Source organism: Lysinibacillus alkalisoli, from assembly GCF_014643595.1.
GTDB lineage: Bacteria > Bacillota > Bacilli > Bacillales_A > Planococcaceae > Metalysinibacillus > Metalysinibacillus alkalisoli.
In genome coordinates this window covers 131,055-153,734 of sequence record NZ_BMJT01000007.1, presented here as the reverse complement: position 1 = coordinate 153,734, position 22,680 = coordinate 131,055, and the positions used below count along the sequence as shown (strand labels likewise).

21 protein-coding genes are annotated in these 22,680 nt (G+C 35.8%); 17 read left to right on the top strand and 4 right to left on the bottom strand.

The window, feature by feature from the left end:
* Nucleotides 1-121 precede the first annotated feature (121 nt).
* The 5 genes from IEW44_RS11565 to IEW44_RS11545 all read left to right on the top strand — a co-directional run bounded on the left by IEW44_RS11565 (nt 122) and on the right by IEW44_RS11545 (nt 5,326).
* Nucleotides 122-805 (top strand): ABC transporter ATP-binding protein, encoded by a 684-nt coding sequence (locus tag IEW44_RS11565; RefSeq protein WP_188615206.1) that lies wholly within the window; start codon nt 122-124, stop codon nt 803-805.
* Complete coding sequence (locus IEW44_RS11560; protein WP_188615205.1) at nt 802-3,183, top strand: ABC transporter permease; 2,382 nt, start codon at nt 802-804, stop codon at nt 3,181-3,183. The genes IEW44_RS11565 and IEW44_RS11560 overlap by 4 nt, the downstream gene beginning before the upstream one ends.
* Before the next feature lie 11 nt (nt 3,184-3,194).
* On the top strand, nt 3,195-3,563 hold the full coding sequence (locus IEW44_RS11555) for a hypothetical protein (protein ID WP_188615204.1): 369 nt from the start codon (nt 3,195-3,197) through the stop codon (nt 3,561-3,563).
* A gap of 213 nt (nt 3,564-3,776) precedes the next feature.
* Nucleotides 3,777-4,391 carry a DUF1232 domain-containing protein gene (locus IEW44_RS11550; protein WP_188615203.1) on the top strand — a complete coding sequence of 205 codons (615 nt, stop codon included), beginning with the start codon at nt 3,777-3,779 and terminating at the stop codon, nt 4,389-4,391.
* Between the two features lie 14 nt (nt 4,392-4,405).
* Complete coding sequence (locus IEW44_RS11545; protein ID WP_229704227.1) at nt 4,406-5,326, top strand: LCP family protein; 921 nt, start codon at nt 4,406-4,408, stop codon at nt 5,324-5,326.
* Between the two features lie 144 nt (nt 5,327-5,470).
* Here IEW44_RS11545 and IEW44_RS11540 read toward each other — a convergent pair whose 3' ends face one another.
* Nucleotides 5,471-6,658, bottom strand: coding sequence for a multidrug effflux MFS transporter (locus tag IEW44_RS11540; RefSeq protein ID WP_188615202.1), 1,188 nt, complete (start codon nt 6,656-6,658; stop codon nt 5,471-5,473).
* A 229-nt stretch (nt 6,659-6,887) separates the two neighbouring features.
* Here IEW44_RS11540 and IEW44_RS11535 point away from each other — a divergent pair, with 229 nt between their 5' ends.
* Complete coding sequence (locus tag IEW44_RS11535) at nt 6,888-7,202, top strand: hypothetical protein (protein WP_188615201.1); 315 nt, start codon at nt 6,888-6,890, stop codon at nt 7,200-7,202.
* A gap of 91 nt (nt 7,203-7,293) precedes the next feature.
* Here IEW44_RS11535 and purU read toward each other — a convergent pair whose 3' ends face one another.
* Nucleotides 7,294-8,196 carry a formyltetrahydrofolate deformylase gene (gene purU / locus IEW44_RS11530; protein ID WP_188615200.1) on the bottom strand — a complete coding sequence of 301 codons (903 nt, stop codon included), beginning with the start codon at nt 8,194-8,196 and terminating at the stop codon, nt 7,294-7,296.
* 195 nt (nt 8,197-8,391) lie between these two features.
* Here purU and IEW44_RS11525 point away from each other — a divergent pair, with 195 nt between their 5' ends.
* From IEW44_RS11525 to IEW44_RS11505, 5 genes are all read left to right on the top strand, one after another.
* Nucleotides 8,392-9,345, top strand: coding sequence for a cation diffusion facilitator family transporter (locus IEW44_RS11525; RefSeq protein WP_188615199.1), 954 nt, complete (start codon nt 8,392-8,394; stop codon nt 9,343-9,345).
* A gap of 103 nt (nt 9,346-9,448) precedes the next feature.
* Nucleotides 9,449-9,754 carry an ArsR/SmtB family transcription factor gene (locus IEW44_RS11520; RefSeq protein ID WP_188615198.1) on the top strand — a complete coding sequence of 102 codons (306 nt, stop codon included), beginning with the start codon at nt 9,449-9,451 and terminating at the stop codon, nt 9,752-9,754.
* 74 nt (nt 9,755-9,828) lie between these two features.
* Complete coding sequence (locus IEW44_RS11515; RefSeq protein ID WP_188615197.1) at nt 9,829-10,137, top strand: metal-sensitive transcriptional regulator; 309 nt, start codon at nt 9,829-9,831, stop codon at nt 10,135-10,137.
* 67 nt (nt 10,138-10,204) lie between these two features.
* The gene (locus IEW44_RS11510; protein WP_188615196.1) at nt 10,205-12,613 is read left to right on the top strand and encodes a heavy metal translocating P-type ATPase; all 2,409 of its coding nucleotides are present in this window, start codon (nt 10,205-10,207) and stop codon (nt 12,611-12,613) included.
* A 237-nt stretch (nt 12,614-12,850) separates the two neighbouring features.
* Nucleotides 12,851-13,897, top strand: a complete 1,047-nt coding sequence (locus tag IEW44_RS11505) for an AbrB family transcriptional regulator (protein ID WP_188615195.1) — start codon at nt 12,851-12,853, stop codon at nt 13,895-13,897.
* A 148-nt stretch (nt 13,898-14,045) separates the two neighbouring features.
* Here the strand turns inward: IEW44_RS11505 and abc-f are convergent, their stop codons facing one another.
* Nucleotides 14,046-15,650 carry a ribosomal protection-like ABC-F family protein gene (gene abc-f / locus IEW44_RS11500; RefSeq protein ID WP_188615194.1) on the bottom strand — a complete coding sequence of 535 codons (1,605 nt, stop codon included), beginning with the start codon at nt 15,648-15,650 and terminating at the stop codon, nt 14,046-14,048.
* A gap of 271 nt (nt 15,651-15,921) precedes the next feature.
* Here abc-f and IEW44_RS11495 point away from each other — a divergent pair, with 271 nt between their 5' ends.
* From IEW44_RS11495 to IEW44_RS11480, 4 genes are all read left to right on the top strand, one after another.
* Entirely contained in the window at nt 15,922-16,443 is a 522-nt protein-coding gene (locus IEW44_RS11495) for a tetratricopeptide repeat protein (protein WP_188615193.1), read from the top strand.
* Nucleotides 16,444-16,534: 91 nt separating this feature from the next.
* Entirely contained in the window at nt 16,535-17,872 is a 1,338-nt protein-coding gene (locus IEW44_RS11490; RefSeq protein ID WP_188615192.1) for a sodium-dependent transporter, read from the top strand.
* Between the two features lie 103 nt (nt 17,873-17,975).
* A complete protein-coding gene (locus IEW44_RS11485) occupies nt 17,976-18,461 on the top strand; it encodes a DedA family protein (protein WP_188615191.1) in 486 nt (161 codons plus the stop codon).
* 184 nt (nt 18,462-18,645) lie between these two features.
* Nucleotides 18,646-19,098 carry an OsmC family protein gene (locus IEW44_RS11480; protein ID WP_188615190.1) on the top strand — a complete coding sequence of 151 codons (453 nt, stop codon included), beginning with the start codon at nt 18,646-18,648 and terminating at the stop codon, nt 19,096-19,098.
* 123 nt (nt 19,099-19,221) lie between these two features.
* Here the strand turns inward: IEW44_RS11480 and IEW44_RS11475 are convergent, their stop codons facing one another.
* A complete protein-coding gene (locus IEW44_RS11475) occupies nt 19,222-20,043 on the bottom strand; it encodes a DUF2785 domain-containing protein (RefSeq protein WP_188615189.1) in 822 nt (273 codons plus the stop codon).
* 168 nt (nt 20,044-20,211) lie between these two features.
* On the opposite strand from IEW44_RS11475, the gene IEW44_RS11470 reads away from it, so the two are divergent.
* Together IEW44_RS11470 and tig are read left to right on the top strand one after the other, a co-directional pair.
* Nucleotides 20,212-21,174 (top strand): hypothetical protein, encoded by a 963-nt coding sequence (locus tag IEW44_RS11470; RefSeq protein ID WP_188615188.1) that lies wholly within the window; start codon nt 20,212-20,214, stop codon nt 21,172-21,174.
* 104 nt (nt 21,175-21,278) lie between these two features.
* On the top strand, nt 21,279-22,571 hold the full coding sequence (gene tig, locus IEW44_RS11465) for a trigger factor (protein WP_188615187.1): 1,293 nt from the start codon (nt 21,279-21,281) through the stop codon (nt 22,569-22,571).
* Nucleotides 22,572-22,680: the final 109 nt, after the last annotated feature.

Genomic DNA, 22,680 nt, shown 5'->3' with positions numbered 1-22,680 from the left:
CGCATCCACTAGAGGATCAGGCAACACTTTTTTTGTAAAGTGACGTTTTTGTTATTTTACAGTCACGTTACTGTCACCGTAGGTATGGCATAGTGGAAATATGAAACAGGAGGAATGAACAATGGAAATCGTAAAAGTAGAAAATCTCAGTAAAACATATGGCTCTGGCGATCATGTTGTGAGAGCGCTTGATGATATCTCTTTCACTATAGAGCAAGGTGAGTTTGTTGCGATTGTTGGGCCATCGGGTTCAGGCAAGTCTACGTTAATGCATTTGCTTGGAGGTATTGATAAACCAACAACAGGTAAAATATTTGTAGAAGGTACAGACGTTTATGCACAAAATGAAGAGCAACTTGCAATTTTTAGACGCAGACAAGTCGGCCTAGTGTATCAATTTTATAATTTAATACCTGTGCTTAACGTAGTGGAGAATATTACATTGCCTATGTTGATGGATGGACAAAAAGTTAATGAAGAACGTCTAGAAGAAATGCTACATGTATTAAATTTACAAGGAAGAGAAACACATTTACCTAATCAATTATCGGGTGGGCAACAACAGCGTGTTTCCATTGGTCGAGCTTTAATTAATGCCCCTTCTATTGTATTGGCGGACGAGCCCACAGGGAACTTAGATAGTAAAAATGGACAAGAAATTATCGAATTATTAAAGTATTCTAATCGCACATATGGACAAACCTTAATCGTAATTACTCATGATGAAAATTTTGCACTGCAAGCAGATCGTATTATTGCTATACAAGATGGCAAAATTCATCGTGATGAGGTGGTTATGCGATGAATGTCTTTCAAAAAATGACGATTGCTTTTTTACGTAAAAATAAGATGCGTACATTAGTGACGATTATTGGTGTGATTTTATCTGTATCAATGTTTGTCAGTATTACAACATTTTTATCAACACTGCAACAAAATACTTTACAATCTGAGATTGACCGCAATGGGGATTGGCATGTTGAGCTCCCCGATATAGCCCCTCAAACGATGAAAAAAATCCAACAAGATACTCGTGTGGCACATGTCACATGGAAAAATGAGGACCTTTATATTGATATAGCCGATATGGAAGCACCATTAGTATTTGCTTCCGCTACCTTTTTAGAAGCAGAGCAAATCAAAATTGTAGGAGGCAGATTACCTAAAAATAGCGAGGAAATCATTGTGCCTAATTATCGTATTGGTGGAGAGTTAGGATTAAAGATTGGAGATACCATTACTGCCCATTATGGTGTGAAAAATAGTGAGGATATCACAGCCCCAATGATAGTGCAAGGTCAAAAGACATTCACGATTGTAGGCGCAGGTAACTTCCCTATGCAGTATATGGATACCGACCATTATTTTGCATTAGCACCAGATAACATGGCTAATATCACAGCGATTGTTACGATGAAAAATCCGAAAGAAGTATATGATGTAGTGAAAGACTATGGTGTGCCACAAGTAAAATACAACAGCTCCCTCCTCATGTATTACGGGGTATTAAAATCGGTAGCTGCGAATGAAACATTTCTAGGTCTAGCCATTATTTTAATTAGTATTATTGTTATTGGTTCGGTTCTTTTGATTTATAATGCCTTTGCTATCTCAGTGACAGAACGTACAAAGTACTTTGGTTTGTTATCATCTATAGGAGCCACAAAGAAACAGTTACGCAAAATGGTGTTTTTTGAAGCATTGATCATTGCATTGATCGGTATTCCACTCGGCCTATTATCAGGAATAGTTGGTATTGGCATTACAATGAAAGTGTTGGAAAAACCGCTCACCCAATTTATCGACACAACAGGTCAATTTACGATGCATATCTCCTATGCCTCTATACTTATTGCGGTTTTATTAGCAGTTATTACGATTATTATATCTGTTTGGGTTCCTGCAAAACGGGCAAGTAAACAAACCGCCATTGAAGCCATACGACAAGCAAGAGACATTCGGCAATACCCCACTAAAACAAAAAAGTTATCATGGATTTATCGGGTATTTGGCTTGGAAGGTATGATTGCAAATCGTAATTTTACTCGCAATAAACGCCAATATCGTACAACAATTATTTCACTTGCTGTGAGTATGGTACTAGTAGTTGCGGCAGGTGCGTTTACTAACTATTTAAAGGTGGGTGTAGGCGAAGTAAACGAACCACTAGATTACGATATTATGTATTATTTAGGTGAACAAAAGGACATCACCCATGTTACTACTGTTTTACAACAAAATAAAGCGCTTAAAAATATAACGGCGACTTCGCTTTACCAAGCTGAAACAACGGCATTCAATACAGAGAATATTACCTTTTTGGTATATCATACAGGTTTTGATGAGTACGCTAAAAAAGCCAATCTAGCAGGTGCACAAGCCATTTTAATTAATAAAATGTATACACGGTCGATGGATACAGGAAAGTTTATCATTCATAAATTAAAGCCTACTGATGAAGCGTTTGATTTGGCTTTTAATATGAATGAAAGAGAAATGACGATGACAGTGGATGGTGCTACAACCCTTTTACCTATTGGTGTCTCAGGTATCATTAAAGAAATGGCATCACCTATTGTCATCGTGTCCCCTAATTATGCTAAAGACTTGCAATTACAAGGTAGCAATATTGATGAAATTTATATGAGTGTGAAAGATCGTGAAAATAGTGAGCAAGTACGAATGGTATTAGAGCGTCAATTAATCGAAGCGGGTTATAGCACTACAATGTTAAATGATGTATCGCATCATGCAGATAGCGACCGTAATTTTATGCTCATTGTTAACGTATTTTGTTATGGCTTTATTGTGTTAATCTCGCTCATTGCCATCGCTAATGTTTTTAACACCATATCTACGAATGTGATGTTGCGTACAAAAGAGTTTGCCATTTTACAGTCCATTGGTTTTAGTAATAAAGATTTATATAAAATGTTGCGCTTAGAATGTGTATTATATGGACTAAAAGCTATTGTGTTTGGATTGCCGTTATCATTTATTACAGCAATTGCCATCCATATTGTAATGAATCGCTCCATTAGTCTTACATTTATGATGCCGTGGGTAAGTTTGATGAGTAGTATTATTGGTATTTTTATCATAGTGGCATTAAGTATGTGGTATGCCGTTAGAAAAACTAAACAAGCAAGCATTATTGATGCATTGCGCAATGAAAACCGTTAGGAAGTATAAAGATGAAAAAATATATGTTACTCGCTACGATTGTAGGAATACTGGCAAGTATTTTATATCTGAAAATGCCCCTTACAGTTGTACAATCAACCACAGAGAATATTACAAAGATTGAAATATATGGTGACACTAAAAAAGTTATTACAAATGTTGTAGATATTGAAACAATATTGCATGAATTTCATAAAACAAAGTATGTACGTTATAAAGTAATACGCAACGGTGAAGGCACACGCCAACAATATCTCGTTAAGCTATGGCGTGGACAACAACTTATACAGTGGATTAATATTGCGGATTCAAGCCATATTGATGTAAAGCAGTGGCAATATTATGCACAAGCGCCACTTGATTTAACAGTTTTTCAATAAACCAATGTCAACTAAGCGGTCAAGGAGCAGTAGCTTCCTTCGACCGCTTAGTTGTGTTTGCATATATGCCATTTTATCATTTACTAACTTTATAGCATGCGTCTGCTCTTTTTTCCTTTTATTAAGCAACTTTATATCATGACAAAGCGTCAAAATAATTGACGTTTTGTCAAAAAAGAGGTATTTTTATTTTGGTGAAAGGAGGAATATCATATGGAAACAGATGATTTTGGTCAATATTTAACAAAGCAACTGCATAATAAACAAATGAATCGCGCCCAGTTAAGTAAGCAAACAGGTATCAACCCCTCAACCATTTCTCGTATCATTACAGGCAAGCGACAACCAACATTGCAACATTTACAACAATTAGCTTTTGCTTTAGAGCGACCTTTGCCAGAATTATTACGTTATTTAGAACCACAACCATCATCACCATCTCTGCCGCATGCCATCCATGAAATTATGGATCAGCTTACTGCTGTATACCCTATAGATAAAGATGATTTTAAAGTTAAGGTGGAAGATAAATTAATCTCTTTGCAACAAGATCAGGATGAAGTACGTCATAGACAAATGATTTTGCAAGAGTTTCCAAAAAAGATTCAAACATTGCAAGGAGATGGCCCGTATATTTCACAATTTCATGATTTCTTTGCACGCTTTAAAAATCGAGAAGGCACAAAAAAACAAGTAACATTCATTGGTTTGGCTTTATTATATTTCGTCATTCCAGTAGATGTTATTCCAGATTATATCTTTCCGATTGGCTACATAGATGATGTTATCGCAATGAATATTGTAGTGAACTGGTTAAATAAAGAATAGAGAGTGGATGTATAGTGAAAAAATTTGTATTTGGCTTTATTAGTTTATTGATGATTGGTGCGACGATAGGTGTTTTTTATTTCAAAAATGAATACCAAAAAGCGTATAATGCTCAATTAGCCCATATTGATCCAATTAACGAAGAGGATATTGAATTTAAAGGAGCGAAACCTGTTAAAGGTATTGTAAATGTCTTGTTATTAGGTAGCGATGCAAGACCAGGTGATACAGGGAATTCGGATACATTGATGATTGGTCAATACAATAATGATCAAAAGAAGCTGAAATTAGTATCTGTGATGCGTGATACATATGTGGATATACCAGGTCATGGCATGAGTAAAATTAATGCAGCTTACAGTTTAGGTGGCCCTGATCTAGTGCGCCAAACATTAAAAAAGAATTTTGGAATCAATTTGCATTATTATGCAATTGTAGATTTTAAAAGTTTTTCAAGTGTTTTTGATATTTTAGCGCCAGATGGTATTGAAGTAGATATTCCTTATGAAATGTCTTACGGTATTGGTATGACATTGCCCGCTGGCAAACAAATATTACATGGTAATGATGCATTAGGTTATGCAAGATTCCGACATGATATTAATAGCGATTTTGGACGTGTACAGCGTCAACAAGAAATCATTTCTAAAGTAAAAGACGAGGCTTTAAGCACACATACAATTACTAACTTACCAACAATATTAGGCACACTTGATGCCTATGTGGCAACAAACTTGGATATGAAAACGATGCTAGGTATTGGCACAAGCCTAATTACTCAAGACTTTGGCGAGATTGAAACATTACGCATTCCTTTAGAAGAATCTTATGAGGACGAATATAATGAATATGGTCAACAAATTTTAGCTGTAGACTTGGCTGAAAATCGTCGTGCACTCATACAGTTTTTAAGTAATAAACCAAGTATAAAATAATTTTATAATGGTAATAAAATAGGCGGCAAAGGAAAATAGTACACTTCCTTTGCCGCCTTGCTATTTGTAAATCGTTTTTAAAAAGTAGCACACAACTTGCATCGCTAATATAAAGTACTGCTTTAAATTTAACTACTTACGCATTTATTGTGTGGTGTGACGTTGCAAAATGCGTATACTTGCTATTAACATAACAATACCAATACATAAAAAGTAATAAGGCATTGCTGTTAATGTACCGTCATGCCAAACACTCATACCATAGGTAATTAAACTCACAAGTAAATAATATACTAAACTAAAGACAGCACCTGCTGATGCAACTACATCTTGAAAGTCATTTAATGCTAAGCTTAAACAATTAGGCAAGGCCATACCATTGCCAAGTAACACAATAAATAGACTACCTATCATCAGCCATAACTGTATGATGGCAGGCATCATTGCCGTCACTAGTGTTAAAATACTCCCAACTAACATGATGATAATGCCTAAGACAATGATTTTTTCAGGCATGATATGACTCACTAAACGTTTAGATAATAATGCACCTGTAATAGAGGCAAGAGCGACTATAATACCTAAGAAGCCGAACTGTGCACTTGTTAATGTAAAGTACTGTGTAAAAATGAAAGGGGCTTCGGCATAATAGCTAAATAAAATACCATTAATGCCACCAATTAATAGGGCATAATGCCATAAACGAGTGTTGGTTGCCATGCGTTTCATGATGGGTGTTAGTGGTTGAATCGTTTGTTGTTGAGGCGCTGTTTCTGGTAAGCGCAAATATGCATAAACAAAAATACTAACGCTCATCACAATTAATACTATGAACATCATTTTAAAACCTAAATAGTAGTCTGTAAAACCGCCAATTAGTGGACCAATCGCTGGTGTAAATGCTAATGCAGCAGAAATTTGTGCAAATAGTTGATGTCGTTTGACGCCTGTAAAAGCTTCTCGCAAAATAGTCTGTGTAATTACAGAACCAACACTAGCACCAAATGCTTGAATAAAGCGAGCGACAAGTAAAAATGATAAATCTTTAGCAAAGAAGCACAGCATATTCCCAACAAAATAAAAAGCTACACCAAGTAGCAAAGCTTTACGACGTCCAATATAGTCTGAGAGACGCCCAAAAAATAATACACCAATGGCAAAAGCTATGAAATAAATACTCATCGTTAATTGCACTTGGCTCATAGATATATGAAAGGCTGAAGAAATAGCAGGTAGTGAGGGGCTAAAAATTGTCTCACTAATTTGTGGGAAGCCTACTAATATAATCAGTAAAAGTACATGTGGTGTTTGTTTATCGATGTTTTTCTTCAAAAAAATCCGCTCCTAATTACATAATAGGGATAGTAGAAAAACATCTTTGCTTGGGAAATGGAGGCTTCACAAGTTTAATTCGTTCTAAATCACTCATGAATTCACATCCTTTATTAAGATGGTGTTGATTTTAACAAGTTTGATAAGATAAAGCAACTAATTTCTTTACATTATGACGATAAATTCGTAAACTATAAGAGAAAGTTATTGACAATTAAGGAGTGAAGAAATGAAAAAATGGCTAACAGTTACTTTTCTCTTTTTTTCGATCACCTTCGTTAGTGCCGTAGCGTCTCCATATGATGCAGCGCAAGCAGCGTCATACGATCAAATTTTCATTAAAAAAAATGTACCTTATACACATGATAAAGTGATATGGGAGACACAAACACATTATGGTATTGTTTATTCAGGTTATTTGTATAATAGAGGTTTTAGTGATGCGGCTGGACGTTACTCATTATTTTCTGGCTACCTTATTGGTTCGTCAATGATGCCACCAATTGTGCCAATGACAATAAAATTGCCTCAAGCATCCCAGTAACGATGATAAAAACAGGCACAGACAAATAGTTATTTGTCTGTGCCTGTTTTTTATATTAATTAGCAACGAAAGGGTTATTTACATGTGATAATCAATGAAAAACTACGGTTTTATTGCCTTCTACAATAATGCGGTCTTGCAGATGCCATTTCACTGCACGAGCAAGCACTCTACGTTCAATCTGACGACCTATTTTTTTCAATGATACGACATCTTCTCGGTGATCGACACGCTCAATATCTTGCTCAATGATGGGCCCTTCATCTAAATCGTTGGTGACATAATGTGAAGTAGCACCAATCAATTTGACACCGCGTTCAAAAGCACGTTCATAAGGTCTAGCTCCTATAAAAGCGGGTAAAAAAGAATGATGGATATTAATAATGCGACTTTTAAATTGTGCAATGAAGTGTGGCGTTAATATTTGCATATATCGCGCTAAAATCAATAAATCTACATCATATTCTTCCATCAATTGAATTTGTTTCGCTTCAACTTCTTCCCGAATGCCTTTATGAGCAGGGATATAATAAAAAGGAATGTTTAACGCTTCAACCATCTCACGCGCATCTTCATGATTACTAATGACAAGCGCAACATCCATTGGTAATTCACCATTTTGCCATTCCCATAATAATTCCATTAAGCAGTATAGCTCTTTAGATACATAAATGGCTGTACGTTTACGCTCGAAGGCATAAGTAAATTGATAGCTCATTTGATATTGCGCAGCAATGGCTGTAAAACTTTGTTCCATCTCTAATGCTTGTTGCTGTAGATTTTTACAATAGAAAGCGATACGAATAAAAAATGTGCCATGCACAGGATCACTAGAATACTGATTAGATTCAATAATATTAGCATTATATTGTTGAAGGAAGGAAGATAATTTTGCTACAATACCTGGCTGATCGGGACATTTGACGAGTAAACAGCCTTCATTTTCTACTTTGGTTAATGGTGCTTCTTTACTTTGTACATTCTGAGTAGACAATTTATAAACAACTCCTAAACTTTAATTCATTTGTTAATTATGGACTAAAGTTAATATAATCGCAATGTTTTTATGAGTAATAAATCATACTGTATTTCTAGAGAGGAATTTATAAGTAAAGTTTGACAAGTAGTTTTAAATATAATAATCTATATATGAACATATAATCATATATAGTTATTAGGAGGCGTAAATATGACAAATCAGACCAATCAACAATCTACCCATGATGCCAATAAAAAAGTGTTAATCATTTCATTTATCATTATTACAACGTACATGATTATTGAAGTAATAGGTGGTGTTTGGACAAATAGTTTAGCATTATTATCAGATGCAGGGCATATGTTATCAGATGCGATCTCTTTAGCAATTGCTCTAATTGCGTTTAAGTTAGGGGAGAAGGCAACTTCTAAAAGTAAAACATATGGCTATAAACGTTTTGAGATCTTAGCTGCATTATTAAATGGTGCAACATTATTTGCTATTGCTATATTTATTTATTATGAGGCAATTCATCGTTTTACAAACCCCCCAGAAGTAGCAACAACAGGGATGTTAATCATTAGTACAATTGGTTTGCTTGTTAATATTTTTGTAGCATGGTATATGTTCCGCGGAGCAGATACAAAAGATAATTTAAATATGCGTGGTGCATTTCTACATGTGATTGGTGATATGTTAGGCTCTGTCGGTGCAATTATAGCAGCATTATTGATGATGTTTTTCGGCTGGGGATGGGCAGACCCATTAGCTAGTGTATTAGTCGCAACACTTGTATTACGTAGCGGATTTATGGTAATGAAATCTTCTGTACATGTATTAATGGAAGGTACACCAGCTTCAATATCAGTCGAGCGTATGGTAGAAGTTATAAAAAATGTAGAAGGTGTGAAAAATCTTCATGATGTGCATGTATGGGCGATTACAAGTGGGCTTAACGCTTTATCAGCCCATGTGGTTGTAAATGGGCAACTCACTGTAATAGAAGCAGAGCGCATTATTAAAAAAATTGAACATGATTTAGAGCACGAAAATATTCAACACGTCACTCTACAAATTGAGTCAGAGCAACACCCTCATGATGATGAGATTTTATGCACGATTAAAGGGCCAATGCCAGATGCACATGCAGGTCATAATCATTAATAGTAAGGCGCAGAAGCATTATAGTTTCTGCGTTTTGCCGTTGACGAAAATAAAGGGACTGATTATGCTTTGTTAAAGAGAGCTAGAGAAGGAGCGCTAATAAATGAATCAATACGAGTGGCATGAATTAGATGAAGAGGTGCTATTTAGCATCACACAAATATTTAAGGCGTTAAGTGACCCTACAAGAGTTAAAATTTTAAATTTAGTCTGTTCTAGAGAATATGCCGTAAACGAAATCGCAGAAACATTACATCTTGGGCAGTCGACAGTGTCACACCAATTACGATTTTTAAAAAATCTGCGTCTAGTAAAGGCGCGTCGAGAAGGTACAACCATTTATTATTCAAGCGATGATGAGCATGTGAAAACACTACTCACTCAGGCGATTGAGCATGCGGATCATTAAATGAAAACAATTATTTTGCATACCTAACATGGGTATGTTATAGTGAGGGTGTACAAATAAAAGGAGGTATTATTATGGCACAATCATCAACAGATACTGTTTGTCGTAAAAGTCACCATCCTGAACACATTAAAAAAAATCTCACAACACGTTTAAATCGTATTGAAGGTCAAATTCGAGGGATTAATAATATGATTGAAAATGATGTGTATTGTGATGATGTTATTACACAATTATCAGCAGTTCAATCTGCACTTAACAGTGTAGCCACAATATTGTTAGATGGGCATTTAAAAGGTTGTGTAGTGGACCGGCTTGCTGATGGTGATGAAGAAGTGTTAGACGAGCTTGTTGTGACAATAAAAAAGTTAATGCGTAAATGAGAGTGCAATCATGCACTCTATACTTTTCGTAAAAATATACCCATAGTAGGTATAAGAGGTGAGGAAAATGACAAATAACAAAGAAATGAATGTACAACTATCAGGTATGACTTGTGCAGCTTGTGCTACACGCATTGAAAAAGGATTAAATAAAATGGAAGGCGTTACATCCGCTAACGTGAATTTGGCATTAGAAAAGTCAACTATCACATATAATCCTGAAGAAGTTTCAGAGCGGGATGTCAAAGCTAAGATTGAAAGTTTAGGTTATGGTGTAATAGAAGAAAAAGCAGAGTTTGATATTACAGGTATGACTTGTGCTGCGTGTTCAGCGCGTATTGAAAAAGTACTAAATAAAATGGAAGGTATTGATGAAGCTAGTGTGAACTTAGCATTGGAAAAAGCGACAGTTACATTTAATCCCTCAACCGTTTCTGTACATGATATTATAGCCAAAATCGAAAAAGTAGGTTACGGGGCGCATCAACAAACGGAAGGGCAATCGTCTGAAGATCATCGTGAAAAAGCGATACGTATTCAAAAACGCAAGTTTATTTTTGCCGCTATTTTATCATTGCCTTTATTGTGGACAATGGTTGGGCATTTCTCTTTCACATCCTTTATTTATATGCCAGAAATTTTAATGAATCCATGGGTACAAATGGCTCTAGCCACACCTGTGCAATTTATTATAGGTAAGCAATTTTATGTTGGTGCTTACAAAGCGTTACGTAATGGCAGTGCTAATATGGATGTCCTTGTAGTTATGGGGACATCAGCTGCTTATTTTTATAGTGTTTATCAAGCATTTCTTACACTTAATACAAATATAGAGCCACATTTGTATTTTGAAACAAGTGCGGTATTAATTACTTTGATTTTATTAGGTAAATTATTTGAAGCACAAGCGAAAGGTCGTTCTTCGGAAGCAATAAAGAAATTGATGGGGTTACAGGCAAAGACAGCTCTAGTTGAACGAGATGGTGTAGAAAAAGAAATACCATTAGAAGAAGTATTGATTGGTGATATTGTACATGTGAAACCAGGTGAGAAGATACCTGTTGATGGCGAGGTTGTAACAGGTGCAACAGCTGTAGATGAATCTATGTTGACAGGTGAGAGCCTGCCTGTTACTAAGCAAGTAGGCGATGAGCTATTTGGTTCAACTGTGAACAAAAATGGCTTTATTAAAATGAAAACGACAAAGGTAGGTAGAGATACAGCCTTAGCTCAAATTATTAAAGTTGTAGAAGATGCTCAAGGTTCTAAAGCGCCTATACAACGTCTTGCAGACACGATTTCAGGTATATTTGTACCAATCGTTGTAGGGATTGCTGTTCTTACATTTTTAGTGTGGTTTATTTGGATAACACCTGGTAACTTCACACAAGCATTAGAAGTATTTATTGCAGTACTTGTCATTGCTTGTCCATGTGCGTTAGGTTTAGCTACGCCAACTTCCATTATGGCAGGCTCAGGTCGAGCAGCGGAGTTTGGTATTTTATTTAAAGGTGGCGAACATTTAGAGCAAACACAAGCCATTGACACAGTAGTAGTTGATAAAACAGGTACAGTGACACATGGTCAACCAAAATTAACAGATGTAAAAGTAGTAAAAGGACAAGAAGAAACATTTTTAGCTCTAGTTGCAGCAGCAGAAAAACAATCCGAACACCCACTAGCAGAAGCTATTGTAGCAGGTGTTGAGGCACGTCAGATTACAATAGGTAACGTGCAATATTTTGAGGCAATTCCAGGGCATGGTGTAATAGCAACTGTTGATGGTCAAGGGTTAATTATTGGTACAAGGAAACTCATGGCACAATCCCAAATTGACATCACAGCAGCAGAGCAATTGATGACAACGCTTGAACGTGAAGGTAAAACAGCTATGTTAGTTGGCATAAACGGAGAATACGCTGGACTAGTAGCTGTGGCAGACACTGTTAAAGAAACATCAGCAGAAGCTATACGACGATTAAAAGATATGGACATTACAGTGATTATGATGACTGGTGACAATATTCGTACGGCAGAAGCTATAGGTAAAGAAGTTGGTGTGGATGAAGTCATTGCTGAAGTATTGCCAGAAGGTAAAGCCGAAGAAGTGAAAAAACTACAAGCACAAGGCAAAAAAGTGGCGATGGTAGGAGATGGAATCAATGATGCGCCAGCTCTCGCAACCGCCAATATTGGTATGGCGATTGGCACAGGTACAGATGTTGCGATGGAGGCTGCCGATATTACGTTGATTCGCGGCGATTTAAATAGTATTGCTGATGCGATTATGATGAGTCGTAAGACAATGCGTAATATAAAGCAAAATTTGTTCTGGGCATTTGCGTATAACACTTTAGGCATCCCGATTGCTGCAATTGGTTTGTTAGCGCCATGGGTAGCAGGTGCAGCAATGGCATTTAGTTCTGTTTCGGTTGTGTTAAATGCCTTACGTTTGCAACGTGTAAAACTTCATTAAAGTTGTTTAGCGATAATCTATTTACACGATATTGTCATGGCATTTGTCAGCTAACTATATTAATAATTGCTAGTACACAAAAAATACAATAGGGTTATAGAGAAGCAAGCATTAACATTTGTCCCATGTTAGTGCTTGTTTTACTTTTTTATTGTATTGAAAACAACTTATTTTAGCTTGTATTAAAAGTGTGTCACAATAAAATAAGAGATTTACAATAAGAAATAAGGTGAGCAAATGTACGATAGTATAAAACGCATAACAATTACGCTAAGTTTTGCATTGCTTGGTGCAGGGTTATTTACCGTTTTTCATTTACCATTGCCGTGGCTATTAGGTCCAATGTTGAGCATTTTAGTGATTGCACATTGGTACGCAAAATGGTTGTACTGGCCAAAACAATTGCGTAATACAGGGTTGATTATTGTAGGTTATGTAATAGGACGGTCATTAACAAAAGAGGCTTTATTAGAAATTAGTCAGCACATATGGCATATGTTATTTTTTACTTTATTTTTAGTCATAATCTGTTTACTCATTGCGGTTTTGCTAGCTAAAACAACGGGATTACATATAAAGACTGCTATCCTTGGTAGTATACCTGGAGGGATGATGCAGGCACTTACTTTAGCAGAAGAAACGAAAGGCGTTAATGTTGGTATTGTAACGTTAATGCAAACGATAAGGCTATTATGTATTATTATAGGTGTGCCATTATTAGTGATCGGTAATACATCCACATTACAAAATGAAAAAGTCGAAGTTTTTCATCTTACATGGCATTTCATTATTTTTATGGTGAGTGTTGTAATAGCCGCATGGGTAGCTAATAAATACCACTTACCAACAGCATATATGCTTGGGCCAGCAATCATTACGGTTATTTTACAATTGATCGGTTTAACAAGCGAGCCCTTTCCGATTGGTGTAAGTGAGATTGCCCAACTTTTAGTAGGTACAAATTTAGGTTTGATTTTGCATAGACAAAAGATGCCTGAGCTTAAAAAGATGATCGGTTATAGTATAATAAGTGGGGTTTTGATATTTATTGTGTCCATGCTAGGGGCGTTGATCTTCTATCGAATGAGCAACTTTACATTGCCTACTGCATTACTCGCCCTAGCACCAGGAGGGCTAGATCAATTAGGTTTAGTGGCGCATGCCATTGGGGCAGATTTGGCTGTTGTATCAGGCTTTCAAATTTTTAGATTGTTCTTTTTGTTACTCATTATGCCCTTTATTATTCGCCTTATTTTCCGCTTTTTTGACAAACAAAAAGTTTAACTTATATGATTAATAGTAAGTCTTTAGGACAAAAATAAAAGGTTAGACCGCTGTATGGTCTAACCTTTTATTGTAGCGAGGAAGGCGTTAAACAAGTAAGTGTTTTTGCAGTTTTTCAAAGAATCAAGTAGTAATCTCCATTTCTTATTTACTCTTTGAGCTGTTTAATCCGTTGGAGAATTTCGTTAAAACGAGCATCTAATGCCGCATAGTCTTTATGTGAAGGTGTTAAAAAAGACAGTTTCCCTAGTACTTCTTGTTTTTCTGTTTCTAACGTTAATACATCTGCATTTTCATTAGATATTGTCTTTGGTACATGTAACGAGCCTTTCTCTATCATGACAGTACGAGTGGCTAATTTTTCTCGTAAATAACGGTCATGAGACACAAATAGAATAGTGCCATTATAACTTAATAACGCTGCTTCTAATTGTTCGCGTGACGCTAAATCAAGATGGTTACTTGGCTCATCTAAGATAAGGAAATCACATTGTGTAAAAATAAAATTAGCAATAACGAGTTTAATGCGCTCTCCCATACTTAACGTGCCGATAAGTTGTTGCCACTGACTATCCTTAAAGCCGAGGTGAATGAGCTGTGTACGAATCCCTCCTTCCTCTTTAAAGTTTTCAAATTGAAATAACGAAGCAATGGTTTCATCTTCAGGTAATGCAAAAACGGATTGTTGTAAATAGCCGATTTTAGTAGTAGGCGATAGCCATAAGACATCATCCGAAAAGCGTTGTTTCACAATATGATTCAGTAATGTGGATTTTCCCACACCATTATTGCCCATAATAGCTACACGCTCGCCTCGCATAATAGTAAGATTGATATGTTGTAATAATGGAGAGATGCTGCCATTTTTCAGTTGCAAAATCCGTTTACCTTTTGGGGCAAGTGTTGAGAGTGAAAAATTTACTTCGTAAAGTTTCTTAGGTTGCTCAATGGTTTGTTTCTCCAGGTTTTTTTGAAGCAATTTACGTTTAGATTTTACTTGTTTATCCGCTCTCTTTGCTTTTAAACGATAATATTCTTTTGCACCCATTGCTTTAGGATGGTGATTGGCTGTAGATTCTTTATGCATATTAGCTGACCATTGTTCCAAGTCAGCCATCTGTTGTTCGACATGAGCAATATGTTTTTGTTGTTGTTCGTAATCATGCTGTTGTTTAGCGCGTTGTTTTTTATACCATTGTACGTAATGACTATAATTTCCTTTTACTGTAGCAAATTGTTGATCATCTAATGACCAGATTGTTGTCGCAATGGCATCTAAAAAATAACGGTCATGGGATACGATGATATATGTTTTTTTGCTATTTTTAATCGTTGTAATAAGCTGTTGAACACTGTGTTCATCTAAGTGATTAGTCGGTTCATCCAGTAGAATGATCGGTGCAGGATGTGCCAAGGTCTTAGCGAGCCGCCACTTTAATTGTTCCCCACCACTAAGCTGTGTGTAAGGCCTTTCTGGCACATGCCATTTGGCTAATAAAGCAGCCTCTTCTTTTGTATACTGAATGGTTGAGAGTTGTTCTTCTTGTTTCATGAGAGATGTTGTGGTAGATGTGATTAATTGTCCATCTGTTGGCAATAGGTCTTGATGAATAATATGCAATAATGTAGATTTCCCTGCACCATTTGGCCCCACAATCCCTATACGCTCCCCCTGTTGTAGATGAAAATTAATATGCTGTAAAATTACTGTCTCATCGATTTGAAATTGAATGTTCTGTGCTTCCATTAACATGAGTATCACTCCTTCTGTTTAGGAGAAAAGAAAAATCCTCCTAAACTACTGTTTAGAAGGATTAGTCCATACTTAATAAGCACAACTTGTGTGTGTGCGTGTACTAAAATAGACAGACTAATCCCATAAAATTGAAAAGAAAACGAACTATATTCGCATCCATCATTTTTGCAAGAGATTAGTTATCCATCGTCCACACGTCACCCCGTTCATAAATTTGATACTAGTATAAATAGAAATACGTTACAATGTCAAATGAGGTGATAATTTTATGGTGACTTTAGAAGCGGTGACGAAGACGATTTACTTTGACCATAATAATTATTTGCGAGAACAGACGAGAGACCCTCAAAATGTTCAGCGTTACATATTAACTTTAAAGACAGAAGATTACCTTACATTAAGTTTAAAAGCCTATTTATATCGCATTTTAAATCAGCCAAAAGAAGCGATACGTTTATTTAAATTAGTGATTCCACACACAGATGCTAGCAACTATGGTCTAACATTATTACGATTAGGTGAAGCCTATAAATATGATAATGAGCATGCAAAAGCTTTATTAAAGTTTGAAGAAGCTTATGAAGATTTAGCTGAAGAGCATTATGATTTTTATTATCAACATAAAGCAAAATGCTTATGGGAGCTTGGCAAGTTAGAAGAAGCGAGAAAACTCTTTTTAAAAGCACAATATTTACGTAAGCAAAAACGAGATACCAAGTTAATTCGTTCTACTACCCAAGCGATTCGATTAATTGAACAATCACTCATGTGTCAAAATTCAGACAATTAGGAACAGAATCTCTTTTTCGTGCTCCTCTACTTGTTTTCTTACATTGGTCAAGCGATAATGTACCAATATGTAAAAAAAGGAGTAGAGGTTTTTGTCTTCAAGAGAACAGTTTTCATCTAAGATTGGGTTTATGCTTGCAGCAGCAGGTAGTGCCGTCGGATTAGGTGCCATTTGGAAGTTCCCCTATATGGCAGGTAGTCACGGCGGGAGTGTTTTTATTTTATTATTTGTAATATGTATTTTTTTGATTAGTCTACCTGTACTCATCGCAGAGTTTATGATAGGTCGTAGAGGTCAAGCAGATGTAATCACATCTTTAAAGAAACAAGCTCCAGGTACACCTTGGTATTGGATTGGTTATCTAGGTATGTTTGTATCAGCAGTGATTTTGTCGTTTTATAGTGTAGTTGGTGGCTGGATTATTAGTTACTTAGGGCGTGCTTTGGTTTTTGCAGTAAAGCCTGCGGAAGGACAAACGTATGAGTCATTATTCAACCATGTTATTCAAAGTCCACTTGAAACGATAGGTTCACAATTTATTTTTATGTTACTCACTATTATTATTGTGCAAGCAGGTATTAAGTCTGGTATTGAGAAAGCAAGTAAAATTATGATGCCTGCGTTATTTATCTTTTTCATTATATTAGCCATTCGTTCATTGACGTTAGATGGCGCTATGGAAGGCGTACGCTTTATGTTTGTACCTGATTGGTCATATTTAACGAGCGAAACCTTATTACTAGCGCTAGGTCAAGCATTCTTTACATTAAGTGTAGGTATTTCTATTATGATTACATACGCTTCGTATTTAGGGAAGAGTGAAAACATTGTTGGTACAGGTATTAATGTTGCTGTAATGAATATTTTTATTTCATTGTTAGCAGGGTTGGTCATTTTTCCAGCTGTTTTTGCTTTAGGTTTTAAGCCAGACCAAGGCCCAGGGTTAGTGTTTGTCATTCTGCCCGCTGTATTCGAACAAATACCGTTTGGTGGTGTATTTTTATTAATTTTCTTCATTTTATTATTATTTGCAACCATTACCTCGTCTATGTCGTTATTAGAGATGGTTGTATCAGTTGTAGTAGGTGAAAAGAGAAGAAGTCGAGTGCGTACAAGTTGGCTTGTAGGTATTGTGATTTTTGTGATGGGGATTCCAAGTGCCTTATCATTTGGTGTACTCGCTGATGTAAAAATATTTAATAAATCCATCTTTGATGCGATGGACTTTATGACAAATAATATTGGTATGCCTCTAGGTGCATTATTTATCTCAATATTTGTAGGTTATTATTATAAAACCGATATATCACGTAAAGAGTTAAATACATCTCAAGGGATATATAAGGGATGGATTACATTAATACGTTTTGTATCACCAGTAGCGATTATTATTATTTTTATCCAAAGTATTTTGCCACTCTTTAAATAGTCTACATTACGTAGACTATTTTTCTTTGAATTTTAAGTGAAATACCACGCATTTTATGATAGTGTTATGCAAGGTATAGACAAGAAAGGGGGAAGTAAGCATCATGGGCACAGTAGAAAACCTCATTATGGATTATGGCTACTTTGCTTTATATGGCATATTGGCATTAGGTATTATAGGGCTACCTGTACCTGATGAGATACTCATGACATTTGTTGGTTATCTTACTTCCACCCACGTTATGAGCTTTACTATTGCGTTAATCGTAAGCATTTTAGGGTCAATTACAGGAATGATGGTGAGTTATACGATCGGGCGGAAAGTCGGAAAGCCGTTTTTACTAAAGTACGGAAAATATGTGAAACTAACAGAAAAACGTATTGATAAGGTGGAGAATTGGTTTAATCGTTATGGACCATGGACCATTAATATTGGCTATTTTATTCCAGGTTTTAGACATGTTACAAGTTATATTGCAGGAACAAGTGGCATGAATCAGCGTAAATATATTATTTTTGCGAGTATTGGCGCAGTTATTTGGTGTGTTACCTTTTTGATTATCGGTCATAAAGTGGGAGTTCATTTCTAAGGTGAGTGTTATAAGAGTAGGATGTCATGAGTAATCTCATGACATTTTTTAATGAATTGAAGAAAGAATATTCTTATATTTCGCAACAATTCATAAATTATTTAGTAAAGCACTAGTAATCTTTTTGAAAGTTGTTATACTATTAAAAACTAAGTAAATCTATAAGAATTAGGAGAGATGTATCATGGCAGTAACTGTTTTTCAATCAACATCAACATTAAAAGAGAATGTGTTAGTAGAATCAACGGCTCGTCAACATGCAATTACAATAGACGAACCTAAACAACTTGGCGGTACAGATACAGGGATGAATCCAGTAGAGTTGCTATTAGCAGCATTAGGAGCATGTCAAACCATTGCTGCTCAAACATTTGCTAAGAAGTTTGATGTAAGTTATGAGGAACTTTATGTAGAAGTAGAGGGAGATTTAGATATTGATGGCTTTTTAGACAAGGCGGATGTGCGTCCAGGTTTTTCAGAAATTCGTTATAAAGTTCATTTAACATCACAAGCACCACAAGATAAAATTGATGCTTTTTTAGCTTTTGTAGAAAGCCATTGTCCAGTAGGTGATACGTTAGCTAATGGTGTGAAACTTGTTTCACAAGGTGCTGTAGTGACAACACCTCAGCTATAAGTGAATCTACTATTTTTACTACGTATATTATTAATAGTGAATAAAAATAAGGATTATGTTTGATTGGAATAGATGAAATATAAAAAGTGAGACGAGCTGCAGCTGCGTCTCACTTTTTATATTTTATGCATTCAAACGGTGCCATTGTGTAATGTAGGCATAAAGTGTTTCTTGTAAAAGTGGCATGCAACGCTTTACTTTTAAATAAAAATATAAAGTTTTCAACACATGTAATGTGTTAGTGCGTTGCTTAAAGAAATGATCGGTATAACCTGATTCAAATAATGTGTAGTTTAACTGTTCAAATACTTGTGTCACCCATTCGATAAGTAAAGGTTCAGGTATTTGTTGATGGGCTAGGGTTTCAAGAATAATAGCAGCACGTTCATCTTCATCATGTGTGTACACCGTATGTAATTGTAAAATATGTTTAACACCATGCAAAATTTTAGGGACAGTTTTATCGTCGAAAAGGGGATGCTTAATAGCAGCGATAGTAGCATCAGCCCCAAAAGGAATTGCATTAGCCCATCCCTTACCTTCCACAAAATTACGTGTATCGTTTTCATACATTAGGAAAGAGCTGATGTGTACGAGTGTTTGTTGCATACAAGTAGGTTCAATCTGTTGTTGTTCAGTATCTAATGCAATAACATCTGCTAATAAAAGAGCAGCGTATGAGCGTGCAAAAACAGCATCTTCTGTATCATGTAGTGTTAACAAATCGCGTAATTGATGGGTTAAAAATGTAAGTTGTTCTGATGTAAGTAGTTGTTGACGCAAACAATGGAAGAGTGTCTGATAACTAAAATCGTCTCTAATCATAGGGTCCGTATTTTGCAAAGATTGTATTAAATCAAGTAGTAATTGTGGTTTGTCGTGTTGTAAATAATGCTGGAATTCAGTGTGCGTTAATTGCGTTATTTTTTGTAATTCTTGTTGCAATTTTGTCAACCTCCTTGTCGATTTGTCATGCTATAATGTTCTTATTATGCCATGAAAAAATCAACAACAAAAGGGTAAGGTACATACGAGGCTGACGAGTCATGTGGGTTATACTAAAAATGTTAATTTTTTGTTATGAGGTGTAAGTGTAGCGAGGAGGGGATTTGCTTGAAGTCTAAGAAAGTTATTGTATTCCCAGGAATGATTGAAAAATTAATTGAACAAGGGAAAGAACACGCCGAACACTACCGGTTTACTGAGGCAGTTACTTGCTTTGAACAAGCACTAACAGTAGCCGATATTGAGGATGAACGCGTAATGTTTGTTTATGCTTGTGCTTTGCACGAACTTAAACAATATGAAAAAACAAAGCAAATTTGTGAAGAGTTAATGAAAATGGGTACAAATCATTACTGGGATGTCGTGGAACTTTATATTGCAACGAGCGTAGAGTTGAAGAACTTCAAGCAAGTAGAGACACTCATTCATTCGCTATTTGAAGAGCAAGCCATACCCGTTCATAAAAAAGAACAATTTGAACGTTTACAATCACTCAATCAACGTTTGGCAAACAACCAAACAGTGCCAGCATATGAAGAGCCTCAAATGAAAAATGAGGAACTTATAAAGTTTGTAGAACTACCAGTGCCAGAGCAAATCAAACAGTTAAATGAATGGACAGAAATAAATATGCGCAAACAGCTAACGCTTCTACAAGGTATTGTTGAGCATGAGTCAACGCATCCTTTTGTACAAAGTTTAGCGCTTTTGATATTGAAAGAACAAGAAATCAATGTTAGAGTACAGGTGAAAAAGTTTAATCATGACCGTTCTTTTATTACAACTGAACTATTATTACCTACACAAATGCCACAATATCAATATATCGAAAATTTTTTAGAAGAACATTTAATGCAAGACCCAACAGCATTAGAAATGGCTACGTATTTGTTGGCAAAGCATGCGATTGCTGTATACCCATACGAATGGCAACCTTTTGAAGAAGATGATATTGCGATAGGCTATATGCAGTTTGTACAGGCAATGTTTGGTAAAATTCAAGAAACAGATGTGGAAGTGCAAGCTTTTTTACAAGAACTAGAGCTGTTAACAGCCATCTATGATGCATGAAAAAGTTGAAAGTCTAATGAACTGTGATATACTAAAATGGTTGTCAAAGAACGGCAAGACATGTAGACTGTCTAACAGTGAAACTTATTTTGGAGGTAACATATATGTCAACTAAATGGGAAAAACAAGAAGGTAACATCGGTACGTTAACAATTACTGTACCAGTTGAGGAAGTAACTAGCGCTTTAGATAAAGCATTTAAAAAAGTAGTTAAAGAAATTAACGTACCAGGTTTCCGTAAAGGTAAAATGCCACGTGCGATGTTCGAAAAACGCTTTGGTGTAGAAGCACTTTATCAAGATGCACTTGAAATCGTTGTGGGTGAAGCTTATCCAAAAGCATTAGATGAGGCTGGTATTGAACCTGTAGACTACCCAGAAATTGATGGTACAGAAGGCTTTGAAAAAGGTAAAGAATTTACTTTCACAGCTAAAGTAACTGTTAAACCAGAACCAAAACTAGGCGAATATAAAGGTTTAGAAGTAACAAAACAATCAGCTGAAGTAACGGACGAAGAAATTGAAGCAGACATTGAAGCACAATTAGCTCGTCATGCAGAATTAGAAGTAAAAGAAGATGAAGCGATCGTTGAAGGCGATACAGCTGTAATCGACTTTGAAGGTTTTGTTGCTGATGAAGCATTTGAAGGTGGAAAAGGCGAGGATTACGCTTTAGAAATCGGTTCAGGTACATTTATCCCTGGTTTTGAAGAGCAATTAGTAGGTTTAAAAATGGGTGATAACAAAGATGTTGTTGTAACATTCCCAGAAGAATACCATGCTGAAGAGTTAGCTGGTAAAGAAGCAACATTCAAAGTGACAGTTAAAGAAGTAAAAGTTAAAGTGCTTCCAGAATTAGACGATGAATTTGCGAAAGAAATTGACGAAACTGTAGAAACAGTAGAAGCATTACGTGCAAAAATGAAAGAAGAAAAATTAGCAACTAAAAAAGCGGATGCAGAAGCAACTTTACGTGACGAATTAGTTGAAAAAGCAGCAGAAAACGCTGAGTTTGATATTCCAGAAGGTATGGTTCGTACAGAAACAGACCGCATGTTACAAGAGTTTGGTCAACGTCTACAATCACAAGGTATGAATCTTGAATTATACTTCCAATTCTCTGGTCAAACAGAAGAAGATTTACGTGGTCAAATGAAAGAAGAAGCAGAAAACCGCGTGCATGTTTCCCTAACATTAGAAGCAATTGCTGAGGCAGAAAAAGTAGAAGCTTCAGAAGAAGATATTGCAAAAGAGTTAGAAGAAATGGGTAAACAATTCAATATGTCTGCTGAACAAATTACTACTGCTTTAGGTGGTAGCACAGATATTCTTAAACAAGATATCCGCATGAAGAAAACAGTAGAATTATTAGTAGAAAACGCTAAAATTACAGAGTAATTTTATACGCTAAAAAAATAAAACCAAAACAAGGTACGGACAGCATGCCCGTGCCTTGTTTTATCAATATTTAGATTGTCAAAAAATATTAAGTAGACAATTTATTTGA